General features: G+C 34.5%; 21 protein-coding genes, 1 tRNA gene, 1 rRNA gene and 1 other RNA gene. 13 read left to right on the forward strand and 11 right to left on the reverse strand.

The genetic code is table 11. From position 1 onward, the window contains the following. The first annotated feature begins 8 nt into the window (after positions 1-8). From BM383_RS17860 to BM383_RS17870, 3 genes are all read left to right on the forward strand, one after another. Positions 9-1,016, forward strand: coding sequence for a glutamine synthetase beta-grasp domain-containing protein (locus tag BM383_RS17860; RefSeq protein ID WP_093026522.1), 1,008 nt, complete (start codon positions 9-11; stop codon positions 1,014-1,016). A 145-nt stretch (positions 1,017-1,161) separates the two neighbouring features. Next, positions 1,162-1,698: a hypothetical protein gene (locus tag BM383_RS17865; protein WP_093026523.1), complete on the forward strand. Its 537-nt coding sequence runs from the start codon at positions 1,162-1,164 to the stop codon at positions 1,696-1,698. A gap of 28 nt (positions 1,699-1,726) precedes the next feature. After that, positions 1,727-2,221 (forward strand): hypothetical protein, encoded by a 495-nt coding sequence (locus BM383_RS17870; RefSeq protein WP_143106466.1) that lies wholly within the window; start codon positions 1,727-1,729, stop codon positions 2,219-2,221. 390 nt (positions 2,222-2,611) lie between these two features. Here the strand turns inward: BM383_RS17870 and BM383_RS17880 are convergent, their stop codons facing one another. Continuing rightward, complete coding sequence (locus tag BM383_RS17880) at positions 2,612-3,544, reverse strand: calcium/sodium antiporter (protein WP_093026526.1); 933 nt, start codon at positions 3,542-3,544, stop codon at positions 2,612-2,614. A 160-nt stretch (positions 3,545-3,704) separates the two neighbouring features. Between BM383_RS17880 and BM383_RS17885 the strand changes: the two genes are divergently transcribed. The 4 genes from BM383_RS17885 to ybaK all read left to right on the forward strand — a co-directional run bounded on the left by BM383_RS17885 (position 3,705) and on the right by ybaK (position 7,600). Beyond that, entirely contained in the window at positions 3,705-4,064 is a 360-nt protein-coding gene (locus BM383_RS17885) for a BlaI/MecI/CopY family transcriptional regulator (RefSeq protein ID WP_093026527.1), read from the forward strand. Then, positions 4,064-5,911: a M56 family metallopeptidase gene (locus BM383_RS17890; protein WP_093026528.1), complete on the forward strand. Its 1,848-nt coding sequence runs from the start codon at positions 4,064-4,066 to the stop codon at positions 5,909-5,911. Before BM383_RS17885 ends, BM383_RS17890 begins: the two co-directional genes overlap by 1 nt. Before the next feature lie 95 nt (positions 5,912-6,006). Then, the gene (locus tag BM383_RS17895; RefSeq protein ID WP_093026543.1) at positions 6,007-7,113 is read left to right on the forward strand and encodes an esterase-like activity of phytase family protein; all 1,107 of its coding nucleotides are present in this window, start codon (positions 6,007-6,009) and stop codon (positions 7,111-7,113) included. A gap of 1 nt (position 7,114) precedes the next feature. Next, entirely contained in the window at positions 7,115-7,600 is a 486-nt protein-coding gene (gene ybaK / locus BM383_RS17900; protein WP_093026529.1) for a Cys-tRNA(Pro) deacylase, read from the forward strand. A 51-nt stretch (positions 7,601-7,651) separates the two neighbouring features. Here the strand turns inward: ybaK and rny are convergent, their stop codons facing one another. From rny to BM383_RS17920, 4 genes are all read right to left on the reverse strand, one after another. Beyond that, on the reverse strand, positions 7,652-9,217 hold the full coding sequence (gene rny, locus BM383_RS17905) for a ribonuclease Y (protein WP_093026530.1): 1,566 nt from the start codon (positions 9,215-9,217) through the stop codon (positions 7,652-7,654). A gap of 53 nt (positions 9,218-9,270) precedes the next feature. Beyond that, a non-coding RNA gene (ssrS, locus tag BM383_RS17910) (6S RNA) lies at positions 9,271-9,380 on the reverse strand. 57 nt (positions 9,381-9,437) lie between these two features. Beyond that, positions 9,438-9,728: a cell division protein ZapA gene (locus BM383_RS17915; RefSeq protein ID WP_093026531.1), complete on the reverse strand. Its 291-nt coding sequence runs from the start codon at positions 9,726-9,728 to the stop codon at positions 9,438-9,440. A gap of 24 nt (positions 9,729-9,752) precedes the next feature. Then, the gene (locus tag BM383_RS17920) at positions 9,753-10,043 is read right to left on the reverse strand and encodes a hypothetical protein (protein WP_093026532.1); all 291 of its coding nucleotides are present in this window, start codon (positions 10,041-10,043) and stop codon (positions 9,753-9,755) included. 184 nt (positions 10,044-10,227) lie between these two features. Here BM383_RS17920 and BM383_RS17925 point away from each other — a divergent pair, with 184 nt between their 5' ends. From BM383_RS17925 to BM383_RS17935, 3 genes are read left to right on the forward strand one after another with little or no spacing between them, the layout of a single operon-like run. Beyond that, entirely contained in the window at positions 10,228-11,922 is a 1,695-nt protein-coding gene (locus BM383_RS17925) for a M23 family metallopeptidase (RefSeq protein ID WP_093026533.1), read from the forward strand. Positions 11,923-11,931: 9 nt separating this feature from the next. Beyond that, positions 11,932-14,397, forward strand: coding sequence for a TonB-dependent receptor (locus tag BM383_RS17930; protein WP_093026534.1), 2,466 nt, complete (start codon positions 11,932-11,934; stop codon positions 14,395-14,397). A gap of 9 nt (positions 14,398-14,406) precedes the next feature. Next, a complete protein-coding gene (locus BM383_RS17935) occupies positions 14,407-15,054 on the forward strand; it encodes a hypothetical protein (RefSeq protein ID WP_093026535.1) in 648 nt (215 codons plus the stop codon). 111 nt (positions 15,055-15,165) lie between these two features. Here the strand turns inward: BM383_RS17935 and BM383_RS17940 are convergent. From BM383_RS17940 to idi, 5 genes are all read right to left on the reverse strand, one after another. Then, positions 15,166-15,239: transfer RNA gene (locus tag BM383_RS17940), tRNA-Thr, on the reverse strand. A 58-nt stretch (positions 15,240-15,297) separates the two neighbouring features. After that, positions 15,298-15,567 (reverse strand): hypothetical protein, encoded by a 270-nt coding sequence (locus BM383_RS17945; RefSeq protein WP_093026536.1) that lies wholly within the window; start codon positions 15,565-15,567, stop codon positions 15,298-15,300. A 10-nt stretch (positions 15,568-15,577) separates the two neighbouring features. After that, complete coding sequence (locus BM383_RS17950) at positions 15,578-16,543, reverse strand: type I phosphomannose isomerase catalytic subunit (RefSeq protein WP_093026544.1); 966 nt, start codon at positions 16,541-16,543, stop codon at positions 15,578-15,580. Positions 16,544-16,570: 27 nt separating this feature from the next. Then, positions 16,571-16,978, reverse strand: coding sequence for a 6-pyruvoyl trahydropterin synthase family protein (locus BM383_RS17955; protein WP_093026537.1), 408 nt, complete (start codon positions 16,976-16,978; stop codon positions 16,571-16,573). Then, positions 16,968-17,504: an isopentenyl-diphosphate Delta-isomerase gene (gene idi / locus BM383_RS17960; protein ID WP_093026538.1), complete on the reverse strand. Its 537-nt coding sequence runs from the start codon at positions 17,502-17,504 to the stop codon at positions 16,968-16,970. Before idi ends, BM383_RS17955 begins: the two co-directional genes overlap by 11 nt. A 129-nt stretch (positions 17,505-17,633) precedes the next feature. Between idi and BM383_RS17965 the strand changes: the two genes are divergently transcribed. The 3 genes from BM383_RS17965 to BM383_RS17975 all read left to right on the forward strand — a co-directional run bounded on the left by BM383_RS17965 (position 17,634) and on the right by BM383_RS17975 (position 22,044). Continuing rightward, complete coding sequence (locus tag BM383_RS17965) at positions 17,634-19,223, forward strand: peptide chain release factor 3 (protein WP_093026539.1); 1,590 nt, start codon at positions 17,634-17,636, stop codon at positions 19,221-19,223. A 135-nt stretch (positions 19,224-19,358) separates the two neighbouring features. Then, on the forward strand, positions 19,359-20,336 hold the full coding sequence (locus BM383_RS17970; RefSeq protein WP_093026540.1) for a glycosyltransferase family 2 protein: 978 nt from the start codon (positions 19,359-19,361) through the stop codon (positions 20,334-20,336). Between the two features lie 31 nt (positions 20,337-20,367). Then, positions 20,368-22,044 carry an ArnT family glycosyltransferase gene (locus BM383_RS17975; protein WP_093026541.1) on the forward strand — a complete coding sequence of 559 codons (1,677 nt, stop codon included), beginning with the start codon at positions 20,368-20,370 and terminating at the stop codon, positions 22,042-22,044. A gap of 276 nt (positions 22,045-22,320) precedes the next feature. On the opposite strand, the gene rrf is transcribed toward BM383_RS17975, so the two are convergent. Further along, a 5S ribosomal RNA gene (gene rrf, locus BM383_RS17980) occupies positions 22,321-22,430 on the reverse strand. Positions 22,431-22,632 lie beyond the last annotated feature (202 nt).

Genomic DNA, 22,632 nt, shown 5'->3' on the forward strand with positions numbered 1-22,632 from the left:
ATTCAACTATGAGCAGAGCGAAGCTAGAGTACATTTGGTTAGATGGATATCAACCAACGGCAAGCCTTAGAAGTAAAACAAAAATTGAAACAGATTTTAGCGGTAAACTAGAAGATTGCCCAATGTGGTCTTTTGACGGTAGTTCTACAAGACAAGCAGAAGGAAACTCTTCTGACTGTTTGTTAAAGCCTGTTGCAATTTTCCCGGATCCGGCTAGAAAAGACGGATATCTAGTAATGACGGAAGTTTTAAATTCTGATGGTACTCCACACGAAAGTAACGGAAGAGCAACTATCGATGATGATGATGATGATTTCTGGTTTGGTTTTGAGCAAGAATATTTCCTTTGGGATGTTGACACGAACTTACCTTTAGGTTTCCCAAGGGATCAAACTCCACAAGGACAGTTCTACTGTTCTGTAGGTGCTAAAAATGCATTTGGTAGAGAAATCGTTGAAAGACATTTAGACATGTGTTTAGAAGCAGGTATCAACGTTGAAGGTATCAACGCTGAGGTTGCTGCAGGTCAATGGGAATTCCAATGTTTTGCAAAAGGTGCTCAAAATGCAGGAGACGAAATTTGGGTAGCTCGTTATATTTTAGAAAGATTAGGAGAAGAGTATGGATTAGCTATTAACTGGCATCCAAAACCTCTTGGAGATACAGACTGGAATGGATCTGGTATGCACGCTAACTTCTCTAACTCTGTATTAAGAGAATGTGGTTCTAAAGAAACCTATGAGAAGATTTGTGAAGCTTTCAGACCAGTTGTGAAAGAGCACATTGAAGTTTATGGAGCGCACAACGAAATGCGTTTAACAGGAAAACACGAAACACAATCTATCCACGAATTCTCATTTGGAGTTTCTGATAGAGGTGCTTCTATTCGTATTCCAATTATGACAGTTCAAAAAGGATGGAAAGGTTGGTTAGAAGACAGAAGACCATCTTCAAACGGTGATCCGTACAAAATTGCGGCAAGAATCGTGAAAACTGTAAAGTCTGCGAAAATTTAATTTTTAGTATTCAATATCAAGTGTCAGATTTAAAAAAGCATCCAAGTTTTGGATGCTTTTTTTATGTATACCAACAAAATAAGAGATAAAAAATAACTACTGGCAAAGACATCTTTACACACATATAACGCTAAAATCAGAAATTATGAAACCTCACATCGTATACCTCTTCATTCTATGCACTTTAAGTTTTCTAAATTTAAATGCTCAAGCTACTAATGAAAATGAAATTAAGACCTTTTATCTACAACCCATATTTGGATTTGATTTATCTTTAGGTGAAGACAAGCAAAAAGTTTTTGAGAAATTTCACGATTCCCATGGAGTAAACGAAGGTGAGTTTACAGTGGATACATTATGGAATACTTTAGTGACAGAGTTTAAAATATCGCTTTTCAATCATGAAAAAACAAAAGTGAAATATATTCTTGCGTTTGAAAATGAAACTTTAGATTATTATCAAATATACTTTTCTATTGGTTCTGATTATAATCATTTTTGGAAGCTTATTGATATTTTAAAAAAGGAGGATAAATATAACGTGAATCAATTTCTTTACAACGAGAAAAAATTTGTTTATATAGATTTTACTGATGATATTATTTATAGAAAAGTAACATGTAGTAGATGTGATAGTAAATATTTCTGTGTTAGAATTGATGCATACATTAAAAAAGCTTAAGTACCAATGACGCTAGAAATAGAAATTTATGAATTTTAGGTTAATTATTCTATTTGTGATATTACTGAATTCATGTAGTAATAGTCCTTCCATCAAAAAAGAACTAAAGGAGTTTAATGGAGATATTTTCTATAAAGATACTTACAATGCTATAAGTCACTACGGGGATAGTTTAGATATCTATGAAGCTTACATAAGAGAATCTAATGATACTGTATATATGATAGATGATATTTTTGATGAATGCAATGAAGTTTGGAAGATAGGGTTGAAAAGAATTAGTAATCATAATTTGTTTTCTGTAGGGAATGAGTGCAATTTAAGTACAATAATCTACCATTTAGAATCCAAGACTTCAAGAATCGACACTCTTGATAATGAAATCATATATAAATTTAATATTACTATTGGTGTTAATGTTCCAGACAGTGATGAGGAGAGAATAATTTATTATTCAAAAAACAGAGGTATTATAAGTTATATAAATTTGGAAGGCTCTAATTATCTTCATCCTTTGTATTAGCCTTGGTGGCTTCTTTACACTTATTAACAATAGAACTTGTATTGATGGCACAGCGAATGTGAAAAATGTAAATAGATACTTTATGAATGTAAAAACGATAATAGATGAATTAGGTGGTTACGAGGAAAACCCACTTTGTCAATATAAGAGTACTATTAATGATGTCCTTTATTGTATGATCCATATTTACAGATTCTATAATTTGCCAATCACCTAAAAATCTATTTTCTAAAGCTGTAGGTTTATTACAACCATAGTTTAATAACAACAACAATAGCACAATGCCATTTACTTTCATAAGTAAATATTTAATCCCTAAAACATCCCTTTACAAACCACAGTCATCAAGTCAGTGAATGCTACCAAAAAAAAGTACTACGATATGAATTTTTATATAGACAAATACAAACAAACCCCGTAGCTACATAACAAAAAGATTCCTTCGCGCCAGCCTAAGCTCATTCGTTTTGGAAAAAACACCAATGGTAAAATAAGGAATGAAATACCCAACATCCACAGCAAATCACTATTAAAAGCGGTACTCACTTCTATAGGGTGAATGACCGAAGTAACACCCAATACGGCTAGAATGTTAAAAATATTAGAGCCTAGAAGATTCCCCAGCGAAATAGCTTTCTCTTTTTTGATCACCGCCATCACCGACGCCGCCAATTCGGGCACACTGGTTCCTATAGCAATAACGGTAACCGCGATGATGCGTTGGCTTATATTCATATCATTGGCCAAAGAAACCGCACCATCAATCAACAATTCCGAACCACCCCAAAGCGCAACTCCACCCAATACCAAAAAAGCAAGGGTTTTAAAAAGAGAAAGTGGTTCATCATCTTCCGGCATTTCATCTACCACAGAACTTTTTCCATTCTTAACTAAAAACCATAAAAAGAGTGCTAGTAACACAATGAATAAAATTCCTTCTACCCAACTTAACGTTCCATCAAATATGACGAATAGATATAATAATACACTGGTCAACATCATGACCGGCCAGTTGACTTTGTAGAAATTTTTCTCCACATCTATATTTCCCAAAATGGTTGTGATTCCAAGTACTAAACCAAGGTTTGCTATGTTGGATCCTACCACATTCCCGATAGCAATATCCGGATTTCCCTTGAACGCAGCGCTAATACTTACGATAAGTTCTGGTGCTGACGTAGCTAAGGAGACAATGGTCATTCCTATTACGATCTTTGGAATCGCCAACCGAAGCGATAAGGCTACCGCAGATTTCAGCAACCAATTTCCTCCTAAAACCAATAGTACAAATCCGAAAATAACAAACAGAATGTCTTGTAACATGAAAAGGTATTTGACGTAAAAATACAATTTCTTTTATGCCAAACGAGTATTCTTACCGTTTCTTTAACATGATTTAACTACAAAAACAGTTGGTTAACTATAAAAATAGTTGTGTAACTAAAATAATAGTTTTACTTTCGAAGTATCATAAGAAAGAATAATGAAAAAATTAACGCAGAAAGAAGAAGAGATCATGATCATTTTATGGAAGCTTGAAAAAGCTTTTGTAAAAGAAGTGATGCAAGAGATCACCGAAGACAAGCCACATTACAACACTTTGTCTACCATCATCCGAAACTTAGAGGAAAAAGGATATGTAGACCACAATGCGTTTGGAAACACGCATCAATATTATCCTATTATCCCGAAAGAGGAATACCGAAAAACGTTTATGAACAAGGCTATAGAAAATTATTTTAATAATAGTTATAAAAGTATGGTATCCTATTTTGCACAAGAGCAAAAACTGTCGGTAGACGAATTGAAGGAAATCATCAACATCATTGAAAACGAACAATAATGGAAACATTTCTTATTTACATTGCTAAAAGCTGTGGTTTGTTGACGCTCTTCTTTTTGAGCTATCAACTACTGGCTAAAGAAACGTTTTTCAAAGCCAATCGAATTTTTCTTTTAGCCGGAATTTTTATCAGTTTTCTGTTTCCGCTGCTCACGTATACACATGTAGAAACCATTTACATTCCACAATCTTCCCTGCAAACTACTGCTTCACCACAAAGTGAGCTGGTTATGGAAGAAAGTTTTTGGAATACCACCAATATATTAGCGATCGTTTATTTCGCTGGTTTGCTGTTTTTCAGTGGTCGACTAATCATAAAATTATTAAGCGTAAACAAAGTATTGTCTACCGGCTTGAAACGAAAATTATCCAACATCCATTTGATAAAATCAGAAGACGAAAACACACCGTTTTCTTTCTTTAATTATTTGGTATACAATCAAAAAAATTACTCTAAAACCGAATTTAGCGCCATACTTCAGCATGAATTTGCTCACATTCGCCAGTTGCATTCTGTAGACATTATCATTGCCGAAGTAGCTTCAATCCTGTTATGGTTCTTTCCGTTCATCCATTTTTATAAAAGACAATTATCGCAAAACTTGGAGTTTCTAGCAGATACCGCGGCAATTCAAAAGACCAAAAACATCAAAAATTATCAATATTTATTACTGAATCATCACATATCAAAAAACGAACTTCCCTTGGTGAGTTCATTCTTTAAATTATCAATCAAAAAACGAATCGTTATGTTACAAAAATCGAAATCAAAAAACAGTCACGCTTTAAAATTAGGAATTATACTCCCACTACTTACAGCTTTCTTTTTTATGTTCAATTACCAATCTGAAGCACAAATTATGGTGGTAGAGGATCAACAGGAAAAGAAAGTGGAACATTATGAATTTCCAATTACCAAAACCACCAGCGATGCAGAAATTACATCTTTTCAAAATACGCTAAAAGAAAAATTGGGCGTTGACTTTAAGGTAAAAGGAATTAAGAGAACCAATGGTAACATTGTGAAATTTAAATCTACGTATGAAGTTGCGGGACAAACTGGAAATTACAAGATTGAAAACTCAAATGGCATAGAACCAGTTCACTTCTTTGCACATCAAGAGGATGGTAAAATCACTTGCGGTTACAATGCAAACACCTCTGAAATTGACATGCTGAACAGCGGAAAACATTTGTTTGTAACAGCCGGAAATGATGATGAAAAAAATATGAACATTGAAATCATTGAGGTAGTTGAAGATGAAAAGGAAACTACTCCTAAAAAGAAAATCACCTTCAGAAAAACAATTCAAAATAGTAAGGAAAATCCAGAGATCCTTGAATTAGTTGAAGATGAAAAGGAAATCATTGAAGTAATTGAAGTGATAGAAGACACTCCTAGGGAAGAAACCAAAAAAGAAGAGAAATATATAGCTATTTATACCGGTGATGATGATGATGACGATAAAAAAATCAAGACCAGTGTAAAACGAATCATACTAACAGATTCTGTGCAAGTTGTTGATGAATTTGTAGATCCTGAGAACATTAAAACCATTGTTATAGAAACCAAAGATGGGGACAAAAAAACAATAGAAGCGTCTAATAGTGGTTTGGTAACTCCAAATGGAGACATGTACGTTAAAATCAAAAAAAATAGTACTATTCAAAACTCTGAAAAACCGCTATTTGTAATTGATGAAAAAAAACAACCCAAAGATTTTGATCAAAATAAAATAGATCCAGAAAACATTGAAAGTATCAATGTGTTAAAGGGTGAACCTGCCATCAAAAAATACGGTGAAGAAGGCAAAAATGGAGTTATAGAGGTTACCACCAAAAAGTAAATCTCCCATCCATGTTAAAAAAATTGAAAGAGGCTTTATGCCTCTTTTTTGTTTGTAAGCGAATTTGTTTCTTTACGCTTTAAAAGAAAATGGAAATGAAAAAAGCAGTTTTAGCCATCTTATTTGCTAGCATCATCACGTCTTGCGCCACTACAAATCGTATAGCAAAAGATGCAGAAGTATCCTTAAAATTTCTGGATGAACACGTAATTCCTGGTGATTTAATGGTAAACAATACCAAGGTTGGCGGACTTTCCAATATTGATTATGATGCCGAAAGCAATACCTATTATTTTATTGTTGATGTTCCCAAACAAGCACGATTTTACCAAGCTAGCATTCCAATTTCCAATCAAAAAATAGATACGATTGTATTTAAGCAAACAACTTTTATAGATACTGAAGCTCCATTTTTTAAAGCACACACACTTGATCCAGAATCCATACGCTTTCTTCCGCAAGAAAAAGAGTTTGTCATCACCAGTGAAGGAAGTATTAATTACGAAAAAGATCCATCTATTTTTGAAGTAAATATGGATGGGAGTTTTAAAGATGCTTTTGAAATCCCTTCCTATTTCAAAGCAACAGGAGAACAGAAGCCAAGGCACAATGGTGTTTTTGAAGGTTTGGCAGCAAGTACAGATCAAAAAGGTTTTTGGGTAGCTACCGAATTACCATTAACGAAGGATGGAGCCAAACCGAAGCTCTTCCCTACTCGTTCCTACGCAAGAATTACGTATTATGATAAAGACTCTAAAAAAGCGACCAAACAATTCGCCTACAAACTCGATGGTATTTCTAAAATTCCATGGAAATATTTTGCCGTAAACGGAATTACTGAATTGCTTGAATACAAGAAGGATCATTTTTTAGTATTGGAAAGAGCCTATTCCGCCGGGCATGGTTCACACGGAAATACCGTTAAGATTTTTGAGGTAGACGCTTCCCAAGCAACAAATACAGTGAATGAAGAAAATCTAAAAAAAGTAGACTACACACCAGCCAGCAAAAAATTACTTTTCGATTTTAAATCGGTAAAAAATGAATTGACCGATAAGGTGATTGACAATATTGAAGGAATGTGTTTTGGTCCGGTTTTACCTAATGGAAAACAAAGCTTACTTTTAGTTTCTGATAACAACTTCAATTCTTTTGCAGATCAACTAACGCAAGTATTTCTTTTTGAAATAGACATCCAATAACATGGCTAAAAAAATAGCAAAAACCAATGCGTTACGCTTACTTGATGCTGCTAAAATTGCATACAGCATTCATAACTATTCCATAGATGATGACCTAATTGATGGTGCTTCGGTTTACAAAAAATTAGGATTGCCTTCGGAAGCGTTTTTCAAAACATTGATAGCACGTGGAAAAAGTAAGGAAATCTATGTGTTTGTAGTGCCCGTTTTAGCAGCATTAGACCTGAAAAAAGCAGCCAAAGCTGCCAGTGAAAAAAGCATAGAACTCACAGCCATGAAAGAGCTCCTAACTCTTACCGGCTATATTCGTGGTGGTTGTTCGCCAGTTGGCATGAAAAAACACTATCAAACATTCTTTGACCATAGTATAGACACTCTTGAAAAGGTGTATGTAAGTGCCGGAAAAAAAGGTATTTTAATGGAGTTAACACCAAACGATTTGATACGTATCACAGAAGGAAAAAGTATTGCCCTGTGTACCAACTAAAAAAGGAACCCAAATAGGTTCCTTTTTTTATCTTCTAAAGAGAATCAATGATTATTTTGCAATATTCACTGCTCTGGTTTCTCTAATTACCGTTACTTTCACTTGTCCTGGATACGTCATATCCGTTTGGATTTTCTGAGAAATATTGAATGAAAGTTCAGATGCTTTTTCATCATTTACTTTTTCACTTTCAACAATTACACGCAACTCTCTACCTGCTTGAATAGCGTAAGCTTTCTTCACACCGTTAAAAGAGAATGCTGTATCTTCAAGATCTTTCAAACGTTGAATGTATGAATCCAACACTTGACGTCTTGCTCCCGGTCTTGCTCCGCTAATAGCATCACAAACCTGAATAATTGGAGAAATTAAATACTTCATTTCTATTTCATCGTGGTGAGCTCCAATAGCGTTACAAACTTCAGGTTTTTCGCCATATTTTTCAGCCCATTCCATACCCAAAATAGCGTGAGGAACTTCTGTTTCTGTTTCTGGCACTTTTCCAATATCGTGTAACAATCCGGCACGTTTTGCCATTTTAGGATTTAAGCCTAATTCAGCAGCCATTACACCACAAAGTTTCGCCACTTCACGCGAGTGTTGTAGTAAGTTTTGACCGTAAGAAGAACGATACTTCATTCTACCAACTGCTTTGATCAATTCAGGATGTAATCCGTGAATTCCAAGATCTATCACGGTACGTTTACCAACTTCAATGATCTCTTCTTCGATCTGTTTCGTAGTTTTTTGAACCACTTCTTCAATACGTGCAGGGTGAATACGACCGTCAGTCACCAAACGGTGTAATGACAAACGCGCCACCTCACGACGAACCGAATCAAAACAAGAAAGGATGATAGCTTCCGGAGTATCATCTACAATAATTTCTACTCCTGTAGCCGATTCTAGCGCACGAATGTTACGCCCTTCACGACCAATAATTCTACCTTTTACATCATCGGATTCTAAGTTGAATACAGACACACAGTTTTCAACAGCCTCTTCTGTACCAATTCTCTGAATAGTATTAATAATGATCTTTTTAGCCTCTTGTTGAGCCGTAAGCTTGGCTTCTTCCATCGTGTTCTGAATAAACGCCATGGCATCGCTTTTCGCCTCTTCTCTTAAAGATTCTACCAATTCAGTTCTGGCTTCATCAGCAGATAAACCAGAAATAACTTCTAATTGATTCACCTGACTTTTATGTAGCTTTTCAACTTCGGCTTGCTTCTTTTCAATAAATTCAAGACGGTAATTATAGTCTTTCATTTTCTCGTCTAGCTCAGCACTTGATTTTTTGTACTTGGCTAATTCGCTACCTACTTGAGACTCTTTGTCTCTAATGCGCTTTTCTACATCTGCCATTTTCTTATCCTTATCAAGAATCACTTTTTCATGTGCTTCTTTCAATTCTAAGAATTTTTCTTTGGCTTGGTAGATTTTGTCTTTCTTTATGTTTTCTCCTTCGGTTTGTGCTTCTTTAACTATGGTAGAAGCTTCTTTTTTAGCGGTAGCCAAAATACCGGAAGCGCTTTTCTTCTCTAAAAATTTGGCAATTGCAAACCCGATGACCAGACCTACAATACCAATTACAACATACACTGCTATAGTATCCATCTTTTTGTAAAATTTATGTATAAAAAAAGCCTATACTGGTTAGAGTTTTGTATAAACTCGTAATAAACAGGTTTAGGGCTAACAGATTGCTCAAGAATCCGCTTAAAAAGCGGCGCGCTTTTACAACCTAAACTCACCCTTTTTAAAGAAATTAGCGTTGAGTTTATCAAAAAAGTAAAACCAATATAGGCAGTATCATTATCTATGTAAAGAACGTAATCTAACTAAGTTTATCGTCTAAAAGACTATGCAAAGATCTTAATTTTTCTTCTAAATCTTTGTTATTATTTTCTTTATCAATACCTCGTTGTTCCACCGCTGCAGCAAATTGTAATGCACACATGGCCAAAACATCCTGTTTATCTCTAACGGCATAACTCCGTTCAAATTGCTTGATAAGCTCTTCTATTTTCTTTGCTGCTTTTCGAAGGCCTTCTTCCTGACTAGGATCTATAGTCAAGGGATATACCCTGTCTGCAATAGAAATTTTTATTTTAAGCTTATCACTCATGTATACACAGCTGTTTTGAGAACGTTATTCAGAGAGTTGCATTATACAATGGTCTAACTCCCGAATCAAAGTATTTATCTTAAGCTTAGCTTCTGTTTTATCTTGCGTACTGCCAAGCATTGAATTTGCAAGTTTCAGCGAGTTGTATTTTTCCTGCCAATTTGCTGTTTCTTGCTGTAGCCTTTGGTGCTCTTGCTGCGCCATTGTAAGTTCTTTTGAAAGGGCTTCGTTTTGCTCAGAAATACCATCGAGTTTTTGCAACAAGATATGTATCTTCTTTTCAAGAGAATCAACGACATTATTAAGATCTTCCATCGAGCTACTCAATTCAATACAATAAATACAAAGTTACTATTCCGCAGACATCTTCACAACTTTTTTTATGCTTTCTTTAAGCAATAGAAGCTAAGTAGTTAAAGCACAATAAAAATCATTTTTTTTGGTTGTATTTTAGCGTCTGTTGTTTTGAATGCTTGATTAATTCTGATTTCTTTGCTGTATGAATAAACTTTATTGGCTACTTTTTCTTTCCTGTTTGGTTTCTTTTGGACAAAAAGAATACCCTAAAAACGACTTTATCAATCCGTTAGACATTCCACTAGTACTTGCCGGAAACTTTGGCGAACTACGCAGCAATCATTACCACTCCGGAATCGACATTAAAACACAGCAACGAGAAGGGCTTAAAGTATATAGCGTAGCCGATGGTTATGTGAGCCGTATTAAAATATCTCACTACGGCTATGGAAAAGCGTTGTACATTACGCATCCGAATGGTTACACCACAGTTTATGGACATTTGACCAAGTTTGGAAAAGATATTGAAGCCTACATAAAAGAAAAACAATACCAAGACGAATCGTACGAAATAGAACTTTTCCCAAAATTTGATGAACTAAAAGTTTCGCAAGGTGATGTGGTTGCATTTTCTGGAAATACCGGAGGTAGCGGAGGACCACATTTGCATTTTGAAGTACGTGATTCTGAAACAGAACATATTATAAATCCACTATTTTTTGGCATTGACATCAAAGATTCTCAAGCTCCTGTGTTACAAGGTTTGGTAGGATATACACTAGGTTGGAATGCTCAAATTAATGGAAAACAAGGCACCTATCAATTAAATTACACGCAACAAAATAACGGTGTTTTCTTAGCCGATCCTATCACTGCGAGTGGCTATATATCTTTTGGCTTTAAAGGTTTTGACCGTCAAGATGGTGCTTACAATCATAACGGAATTTACGCAGTGGATGTATTGGTAAACGGTTCTCCTTACGTGAAATTAGATTTTGAAACCTTTTCTTTTGCAGAAAGCAGACAAATAAACACTTATATCGATTATGCAAAATTTGCTGGAAGCGGACAGCGTTATCAAAAATGCTATTTAGATTCTGGAAATCATTTATCCATTTACAGTCATCAGGTAAACGATGGAAAAATATTGATTGAACCCGGTAAAAACTACAATATCACCATCAATCTAAAGGATTTTGAAGATAACATTACCAGCATTCATATTCCTGTAAAAGGAAAAGACCATGCTGTGACAAATGCTCCAGAGATGGAAAAAACCAATTATTACTTGATGGCGAATCGTGATAATTTTTATGAAATAGGAAATGCTTCAATTTATTTCCCTGCGAACACATTTTACAAAAATTTCTATATCGATTTGAAAAGTGATGAAGATGCGTTATACGTTCATAACAGAGAAACACCTGCGGCCGATTATTTTTCTATCAATTTTGACATCAGTGATATGAAAGACGATCCTCATCTTGACCAATATTTTATTGCGAGTTATAACTATCGTGGAAATCCTATGTATGAACCTACGCGATTAAAAGGAACTTCTATGAGTACACGAACGCGCAGTTTGGGTACATACAAAATCCTTAGAGATAGTACGCCGCCTGTAGTAAAAGCTCAAAATTTTAAAGACAACCAATGGCTTTCCAATTACAATTATCTCCTTTTTACCATAAGCGATGATCTTAGTGGTATTAAATCCTATAAAGCAACTATTGATGGCAAATGGATTTTAACGGAATACGAATACAAAAACAACACACTTACTTTTAATTGTAACGACCTGAAGTTTGAAGGTTCCAAGCACAAATTAGAACTTACCGTAACCGATAATGTGGGAAATAGTACTACTTTTACCAGCACTTTTTTCAGGAAATATTAAACAACCACCATGCTTAAACAATTAGTTACTTTTTGTAGTTTCCTTTTGATAGGTTTTGCCCTGCAAGCTCAAAAAGCCAATATTACCGGAGTTATTCTAGACGAAAACAACTTACCTATTGAAGGCGTGGTTGTGACAGCCGACAATGAAAATACAGTAAGTAACGAAAACGGTTTTTACAACATTCAGGTTACTGCTAACAAAGAGATTACTATTATATTTAGCCATCTATCTTTTAAGAAAATTCCAATTAAAATTCTTCCACTAGAACCAAAAGAAGTTTATAAACTACACCCAGTAATGTCTTTTGACGTACAAGATATTGGGCAAGTAATCATTACCGAAAACGGAAACAAACAAGTTGAAGGAGTTAAAACTATAGACCCAAAAACCATAGAGAACATTCCTGGAGCACAACCTGGCGTGGAGAATATTATCAAAACATTTGCCGGTGTTATTTCGAACAATGAATTGAGTTCTCAATACTCGGTTCGCGGTGGAAATTATGATGAAAACCTAGTGTATGTCAACGAAATTGAAGTTTATAGACCTTTTTTAATCCGATCTGGGCAACAAGAAGGATTGAGTTTTGTGAATACTGATTTAGTTCAAAATGTAGAATTTTCCGCTGGAGGATTTCAGGCTAAATATGGCGATAAAATGTCTTCAGTACTAGATATTACCTATAAAACGCCTACCGATTTTGGTGCAACCGTAAGCGGTAGCCTCTTAGGCGCAAGTGCTTCTTTGGCTACGAATTCCAAAAACAAAAAATTTTCTTCTATTTCGGGAATTCGTTACCGCAACAATAGTTTGCTTGTGAATTCAAAACAAACAGAAACGAATTACGATCCTATTTTTGCGGATTTTCAAACCTATCTTACATATCAATTTTCAGAAAAATTCACGTTGAATTTCTTGGGCAATGTTTCCATCAACCAATACAATTATAGTCCGTTGACACGCCAAACAAACTTTGGAACTATTGATGATCCTGTTGCGTTGCTTATTTATTACGAGGGACAAGAAGAAGATGAATATTTGACCACATTTGGAGCTTTTAAAGCCAATTATTTGGTGAATGAAAATACGGTTCTTAAACTCATTGGTTCTGCCTATCATACCACCGAACAGGAGTATTTTGATATTTTGGCGCAATACCGAATGGGCGATGTGAATACAAGTATAGGAAGTGAAGATTTAGGAGAAGTGGAATATTCAGAAGGTATTGGTTCACAGTTAAACCACGCTAGAAATGATTTGGACGCACTCATTTTTAATCTTCAGCACAAAGGAACCTTTAACAAAAATGATCATCAAATAGAATGGGGAATTAAATATACCCATGAAGACATAAGAGATCGTTTGGTGGAATGGGAAAGTATAGATTCTGCAGGATTTGCAATCAGACCTTATTTTGAACCAGCAAACGATCAGCCATACAATGCTTATGAAGGTCCATTGGTTTCCTATCAATCTGTAAGAGCTACCAATTATACTAATATTGACAGAGTTTCTGCTTTTGGGCAATGGAGCTACAGAACTACTACGGCAAAAAACACAGATTTGTATTTTAATGCGGGTGTTCGCATGCAAAACTGGACAGTTAGTGGTGAAAATATAGAAACCACCAACCAAACCATTATAAGTCCTAGAGGGCAATTTGCCATTAAACCAAATTGGGAGAAAGACATGCTTTTTCGACTTTCTGGAGGAATTTACTATCAACCTCCATTTTATAGAGAATTAAGAGATTCTACGGGGATGGTAAATCCTAATGTGAAAGCACAAAAATCTATTCATGCTGTATTTGGAAATGATTATAGTTTTCAGCTATGGAAGCGGCCATTTAAATTAACCACAGAAGCTTATTACAAAAAACTTACAGATGTAAACACCTACACCATAGAAAACGTGCGCATTCGTTATCAGGCAGACAATAATGCCGAAGCCTATGCATACGGTTTAGATCTTCAAATGAACGGGGAGTTTGTTCCCGGAACTGAGAGTTGGGTGAGTTTTGGATATCTTAAGACTGAAGAAAACATAGACAATCGTGGCTACATTGCGAGACCAACAGATCAACGGTTAAAATTTGGACTTCTTTTTCAAGATTATGTACCAAATATTCCATCACTTAAAATGTACTTGAATTTAACCTACAATACAGGAGTTCCTGGTGGCTCTCCAAGTTATGCCGACCCTTACGTGTATCAAACAAGATTAGATTCTTATAAAAGAGCTGATGCCGGTTTTTCGTATGTATTAACAGATAGTGAGAAAAAATTCCCGAAAGGACATTGGTTACATCCTTTCAAAGAATTTACTGTTGGTTTCGAGATTTATAATATTTTTGAAAACTTAAATTCTATTACCAATACTTGGGTACGCGATGTCTATACCAAAAGACAATATGGAATTCCCAATTACATGACGGGCCGTGTATTCAATGTAAAATTCAATATGAAATTCTAAAATAACAACATGAAAAAATTATTGTTTCTTTTATTCCTATTACTAAATGTGACTACTTATGCTCAAAAAAACATTTATACCAGTGAAAGTTTTGATGAGCTAAGCAAAGATCATAAAACATTGGCCATAATGCCGTTTTACGCTACTTTACATTTAGAAGATTCAAAGAACATTTCTAAAGAAAATTTAAAAAAACTAGCTGAGAAAGAAGGCTATGCCGTTCAAAACGCTATTGAAACCTATTTTTTAAAGCAAAAACAGAAAAAGAAGTTTTCAGTATCCTTTCAAAATACTGGAATTACGAACAGTATGCTTGCAAAGAAAGGAATCACAATTGATAATATTGATATTTACACCACTAAGCAATTATCTGAAATTTTAGGAGTAGATGGTATCATTAGTGGAAACCTTACGCTCAAAGCACTAATTTCTGAAGGAGTTTCTACCGATTTCGACATTTTTGACTACCTTCTGGGAGATTCCGGTTACGGAAGAATTGCTATTAAAATTTCTGACGGTAAAACCAGTAAGCTTCTTTGGAAATACGAAAAAGAGATCAACAAAAAATCTGGAAAAAACACCTATGAGATCATTACTGATATGATGAAAAAAGCGGCCAGAAAATTTCCTTATGAAAAGGATAAGAAAAAGAAATAAATTGACTTACATATCTGAATCAAAGCTCTTTTTACAAGAGCTTTTTTTGTATCAAGAACTTGCGTAAACTCCATAAAAAAAGCCTCCTTGTTTAAGGAGGCTTTTTGCTTGAGCCGATAGAGGGACTCGAACCCACGACCTGCTGATTACAAATCAGCTGCTCTAGCCAGCTGAGCTACATCGGCATTGCGGGTGCAAATATAACACTGTTTTTTATATCTGCAAGCGCTTTTGAAATTTTTTTCAAGAAAGTTGATTCACTTTTTCTACCAAAGCTGTAGCCTTCTCTTCTAACTCGATTCTAACTGATTTTAAATGAGCCTTTTTGTCTTCTACAGACCTGTCATTTACTTTTGCCATCAATTCATCAAAAACTTGAATAGCTTCATCAATAATTGCTTGTCCTTCCGAAGCATTCGCTTTGTCTGCGGCTACTTCCCAGATGTAAACAGTTTCAATGATATCACCTAAAACGTAGTTGATATCTTTTTTAAGATCTCTAATATTTGCCATAATTCAATTTTTATGAAATGTAAACTTCTAACAATTCTACAGCATCATCAGAAATAGTGATTTGCTTAGAATCTGCCGGAAGTAAAACGGTTTCTCCTTTTTTAATATCGATAGCTCCTGCTGGAGTTGTAATCGTAGCAGCTCCTTTTGTACACATGAAAATGGTAAAAGAATCGCGCTCTGTTACATCTATCTTAGTTTCTTTGGTAATGTTCCAATAATTGGTTGTGAAATACGGGCAATCTACCATCTCGCCACAAACGTTCTCTTCGTTTTTGTATTCCACTTTGAAATCATCTTTCTTTTCATACGTAATCGCATCTAGCGCAAGTTCGGTATGTAATTCACGAAGATTTCCTTCTTTATCCTTTCTGTTGAAATCGTAAACTCTGTAAGTAATATCAGAAGTCTGTTGAATTTCTGCTAACATAATTCCTGCTCCAATAGCATGAATAGTTCCCGTATTTATAAAAAATGTATCGCCTTCTTTAACGGCTTCATAATTCATTAAATCAGTAACCGTATTATTATCTAAATGCTCTTGATATTCAGCTTTGCTTACATCTTTGTTGAAGCCAACAATCAATTCAGATCCTGGATCGGCTTGCATAATGTACCACATTTCAGTTTTTCCAAACGAGTTGTGACGCTCTTTTGCCAATTCATCATTTGGATGCACTTGAATAGAAAGATCTTGTTTAGCATCGATGAATTTGATCAAAATAGGGAAATCAGTTCCGAAACGCTCGTACACTTTTTCGCCCAACAAAGCTCCTTTAGCTTCATTGATAATTTCTTGTAAAGAAGTATCGGCAAGTTCACCGTTGGCAACCACAGAAATATCTCCTGGAACAGCAGATAATTCCCAACTTTCTCCTGTAATATCAGAAGTGATTGGTTTTTCTAAAACGGTGTTCAATTTGGTTCCACCCCACAAACGTTCTTTTAAAATTGGTTGGAATTTGAATGGATACAGATTCATAGTATTTTTGGTTACAGTTAATTAAACAGGGTATGTTACAAAATTTCTAGGTGTTTCGTAAAGTGTTACCTGCAAGTCTAAAGTTTCTTTTATATGAGGACGTAATTTATGAAAAATTACCTTAGCTATATTCTCAGCTGTCGGAATTATTTCTTTGAATTCAGGTACATCTAAATTCAAGTTTTTGTGATCTAATGCTTCTTCAACATGTTCACCGATCAAACTTTTCAAGATTCCTAAATCCATGACAAATCCAGATTCCTGATCTATTTCACCAATAACATGCACTACCAATTCATAGTTGTGACCATGGTAATTTGGGTAGTTACATTTCCCGTAAATTTCTTTGTTTTTTTCAGCAGACCAATTAGGATTGTGCAAACGATGTGCCGCATTGAAATGAGCTTTTCTACTTACTCTAGCTCTCATGAGTCATGGTATTTGGCAGATGATGATAGAATTTTTCAAAAATGATCTTAAACCATTCTGTATAATCAGCAGGATTTTTAGCAATATCTAGTTTGATATCATTTAGAGACATCCATTTCCACTCTGCAACTTCATCTGGATTGATATTGGGCGCTTCATTACTATAACCAACCATGACATGATCAAACTCATGCTCGGTCAAGCCGTTATCAAACGGAGCTTTGTAAATGAAAGAAAATAATTCGGTAAGCTCGGCAGTACAGCCCATTTCTTCCATCATGCGTCTTTTTCCGGCTTCAATATTGGTTTCACCTTCACGTTGATGACTGCAACACGTATTGGTCCATAATCCCGGAGAATGGTATTTATGTAAAGCTCTTCGCTGCAACATGGTTTCTCCTTTATCATTCATGATAAAAACTGAAAAAGCTCTGTGCAACAATCCTTTTTCATGGGTTTCCATTTTTGGCATCAACCCAATAGGCTCGTCCTTTTCGTTTACTAAGATCAATCTTTCTTCTGCCATTCTTCTTTTTTCAAATTAAGCAAATCTACAAAATTCAAGGCTGTATTTCCTAACTATTCTGCGGATTAAGCGTGTTGCTTGTTAGTTAAGTTATCAAATAATTCTATTTTTGCACTTTAAATTAAAAGCATGTCGTTAAGCAAAGAAATTTCGAAGAGAAGAACGTTTGGAATCATATCGCACCCCGATGCAGGTAAAACCACATTAACTGAAAAATTATTGTTATTTGGTGGTGCGATTCAAGAAGCAGGAGCTGTAAAGAGTAATAAGATTAAAAAAGGCGCTACGAGTGACTTTATGGAAATTGAGCGCCAACGTGGAATTTCGGTAGCTACTTCGGTACTTGCTTTTAACTACAAGGAGAAAAAAATCAATATTCTAGATACGCCTGGTCACAAAGACTTTGCTGAAGATACATTTAGAACATTAACCGCTGTAGATAGTGTTATTGTAGTTATTGACGTTGCAAAAGGGGTTGAGGAACAAACTGAAAAATTGGTAGAAGTTTGTAGAATGCGAAACATTCCGATGATTGTTTTCATCAACAAACTAGACCGTGAAGGTAAAGATGCTTTTGATTTATTGGATGAAGTAGAGCAAAAGCTAGGATTATCGGTAACTCCGTTGAGTTTCCCGATTGGAATGGGATATGATTTTAAAGGAATCTATAACATTTGGGAAAAGAACATCAACTTGTTTAGCGGCGACAGTAGAAAGAATATTGAAGAAACTATTGCTTTTGACGACATCAGCAATCCTGAACTTGATAAAATTATTGGAGAAAAACATGCAGCTGATCTTCGTGAGAATTTAGAATTGGTGTATGAAGTATATCCAGATTTTGAACGTGAAGCCTATTTAAAAGGTGAACAACAACCCGTTTTCTTCGGCTCGGCTCTGAATAACTTTGGGGTTCGTGAATTGTTAGATTGTTTTATTGATTTAGCACCTTCACCAAGACCAAAACAAGGCGATGTTCGTTTGGTAGATCCTTATGAAGAAACGTTCACCGGATTTGTATTTAAAATTCACGCAAACATGGATCCGAAACACCGTGACCGTTTGGCTTTTATTAAAATTGTTTCAGGAACTTTTGAGCGTAACAAACCGTATTTACATGTTAGAAATAACAAAAAACTAAAGTTTAGTAGTCCAAATGCTTTCTTTGCTGAGAAAAAAGAGATCGTAGATATTTCTTTTGCCGGTGATATTGTTGGTTTGCACGATACCGGAAACTTTAAAATTGGTGATACACTTACCGAAGGTGAAGAAATTAGATTCAAAGGAATTCCTAGTTTCTCTCCGGAACATTTCCGTTACATCAACAACGCCGATCCTATGAAAGCAAAACAGCTTAACAAAGGAATTGACCAGTTAATGGATGAAGGAGTTGCACAGTTATTTACATTAGAATTAAACGGAAGAAAAATCATTGGTACCGTTGGAGCACTTCAATACGAAGTAATTCAATATCGTTTAGAACACGAATACGGAGCCAAATGTACCTATGAAAACTTCCCTGTTTACAAAGCGTGTTGGGTAGAAGCTGAAGATCCTAAAAATGAAGAATACCAAGAGTTTTTAAGAGTAAAACAAAAATTCCTAGCGAAAGACAAAAAAGGTCAGCTAGTATTTTTAGCAGATTCAGCATTCTCTATAGACATGGCCAAATCTAAATATCCGAGTGTTAAATTGCATTACGTTTCGGAATTTAAATAATTCAAAAACATAAAATCATCCATATAAAAAGCTTACTCTTTTGAGTAAGCTTTTTTTGTATCAAAATCTAACGTCTACTTATAATAAAGTTTTACTACTTTAGAGTTATCAAACACAACTAACCAACTTTACTGCATGTCTCATAACAACTTTTACATTTCCGTCATCATTCCGGTATATAATGAAGAGGAAAACATACCATTGTTAACCGAGAAAATTAACCTAGCACTTACTGGAGTTTCATACCAAATAATTTATGTTGACGATTTTTCCACCGATAAAACGCGGGAAACCATCAAAAACCTTCAAGACGATCATGTTCACCTTATTGAACTTAAAAAAAATTATGGGCAAAGTTTAGCATTAGCGGCGGGTATTGAATATGCTTCTGGAGATTTCATAGTAACTATGGACGGTGATTTACAAAATGACCCGGATGATATTTTAAAAATGGTAGATACTGCAGAGAGTGAAGATTGGGATGTAGTTACAGGGTTTAGAGAAAATAGGAAAGATCATTTTTTTAAAACAATTCCGTCTAAAATTGCAAATTTCATCATCAGAAAAGCAACCAATTTAAATTTAAAAGATCAAGGTTGCGCTATAAAAGTTTTCACAAATGAAACAGCAAAAGAATTACGCTTATATGGAGAAATGCATAGATTCATCAACTTAATTGCTTTTTTGAATGGAGCCAGAATCAAAGAGGTTAGCGTAAATCATTATCCCAGAAAATTTGGCCAATCAAAATATGGTCTAGAACGTACATTTAAGGTTGTAAATGATCTACTCCTCATTATTTTTAAAAGAAAACATTTGCAAAAACCCATGTATCTTTTTGGAAACATTGGTCTTATATTCTTTTCGATTGGAATACTCATTAATAGTTATTTATTAATAGTGAAATTTTTAGGAAATGATATTGGTGATCGTCCATTGTTACTCTTAGGAATTTTATTAACCATCGTTGGCATTCAATTTTTCACTATGGGTATTTTGGCAGATTTACTAATGCGAACCTATTTTGAATCACAAAATAAAAAGCCATATAAAGTGAGAAAAGTTCATACTTATAATTCTTTAAAAGGAAATCAAAACATAAAATCAGCTTAATGAAAATTTCTACTCAATTCGGGAATCAAATATGAAAATTAACCTAACAACAACTACCAGTTTTTATATTTTATATTTTTTAATTGCTATTGTATATACTGCGGGACTTTTTATTCCGGTAATGGAAAGTGATAGTGCTCAGCATGCTACAATGGCAATGAGAATGGTATTAAACAACGATTTTATTCATCTGTATAAAGGTGTAGATCCGTATTTAGATAAACCACACATGCATTTTTGGCTTGCGGCGATTTCCATGAAAATATTTGGAATCAATCATGTAGCCTATCGAATTCCAGCTCTGTTATTTACACTATTAGGAGCGTATTCATGCTATCGATTGTTTAATGATTTATACAAAAACAAAAGCTTTTCTCATGCTGCAGCTGCTATATTCTTAACCTCACAAACCATTATATTGGCAAACCATGATGTAAGAACAGATGCGGTTCTTACAGGTGCCGTCATTTTTTCTATTTGGCAATTGAATAGCTATTTACAAAGACAAAGTTATAAATCAATAATTCTAGGTGCATTAGGATCTGCCATAGCATTTTCAACCAAAGGACATCTGGGAATTTTTGTGATAGGATTGTCTATTCTTTGCCAAATCATTTACACAAAAAATTACAAACCATTAATTTCACTAAAAACATTAGTAGGTCTAGGCTTTTTTGTCTTAGGCATTACGCCCGTTCTGTATGCATTTTATATCCAATTTGACTTACATCCCGAAATTATGATTAACGAAACCAATAATCATTCAGGATTAAAATTCATCCTTTGGGATCATAGTTTTAATAGAATGGCTGCCAAAGATTTTCAGAAAAGCAATGACAACTTCTTTTTCTTTCATAGCCTTCTATGGGTATTCTTTCCTTGGTCAATTGCATATTATATAGGAACTTTTGAAACTATCCAAAAAATTGTAAAACGAAAAAAACTAATAGAAATACTATCCATTGGAGGAAGTTTCATTACTTTAGTTCTTATAAGTTTTTCTAAATCTAAATTACCTCACTATTTAAATTCTCTAATTCCACTAATGAGTATTTTTGTAGCAGGATATTTTCTTTCCTTAAAGCAATTAAATAAAACCAAAACCATCAACTTCTTCTTAGGTCTATCTTACTTTATTGCAGTAATATCTTGCTTAGCTATTATTGGACTCTACTTAATAAGATTTAACACTACTATATCTGTAACCACCATAACTGGAACACTTATTTTAGTAGGTCTTTCAATTATTTTGATCAGCCAAACGACCACAAAATCTTCTAAACTAATTATAACTTCCTGTGTAGCTACCATTCTGCTCAATTTTAATCTTAACACCTATTTTTATCCAAATTTATTAAAGTATCAAAGTGGTGAATCAATTGCAAACTACATACATAATAACACAAATCTAAATCACTTACCAATACATCAATTTAATAATGAATATAAGTGGTCTCTAGATTTCTATTTGCAAAAAAATATTGATGTAATTCAGTTAGAAAACTCTAAATTTCCTATTACACCATTTCTTTCCGTTACCAATAATTACGAAGAATTAAAACCCAAACTAAATATGCTAGGCTTTAAAAGTGAAATAATTCAAACGTTTAAAGATTACAAAGTAAGTAGATTATCTTTGAAATTTTTAAATTCAAATAAAAGGGATTCTCAACTAGAAAAAAGCTTTTTGATTAAGGTGTATAAATAATACGAAAGTCTTTCTAATCAAAACAGCCACAACAAAACAATAAAAACAAGTATTATTTATTGAACAAGAAATAATACCTACTATCTACACAATTCAATTCTGTTTGCACCCTTTCGCTGAGCTCTTATGGCTTGTTGTAAGGTTTCTACACAGGCTTCTTTGATCATAAAGTGTACCACTTAATTATTATATAGGTAAGATAAAAAAACATATTATTTCATAAAGTATCTAAACAAAAAAACTCCTCAGACTAAATAATAGACTGAGGAGTTTTAAAAAAGGCGGCGACATACTCTCCCACCGGATGGCAGTACCATCTGCGCTAATGGGCTTAACTACTCTGTTCGGAATGGTAAGAGGTGAGCCCCATTGCTATAACCACCTTAAATCTTTGGTTATTTACATAACTCTAATATTGTAACATACTGAGATAAAAAGATATTCTTCTATATTGGATCCTTAAATTCTAAAGAGTGTGCTACCCCTTAAAAAAGGGGCAAGCGATGTACATAAGCCTACGGGTAATTAGTACTACTCGGCTATGACATTACTGCCTTTACACCTATAGCCTATCAACGTGGTCATCTC

This window comes from Pustulibacterium marinum (genome assembly GCF_900116665.1).
Lineage (GTDB): Bacteria > Bacteroidota > Bacteroidia > Flavobacteriales > Flavobacteriaceae > Pustulibacterium > Pustulibacterium marinum.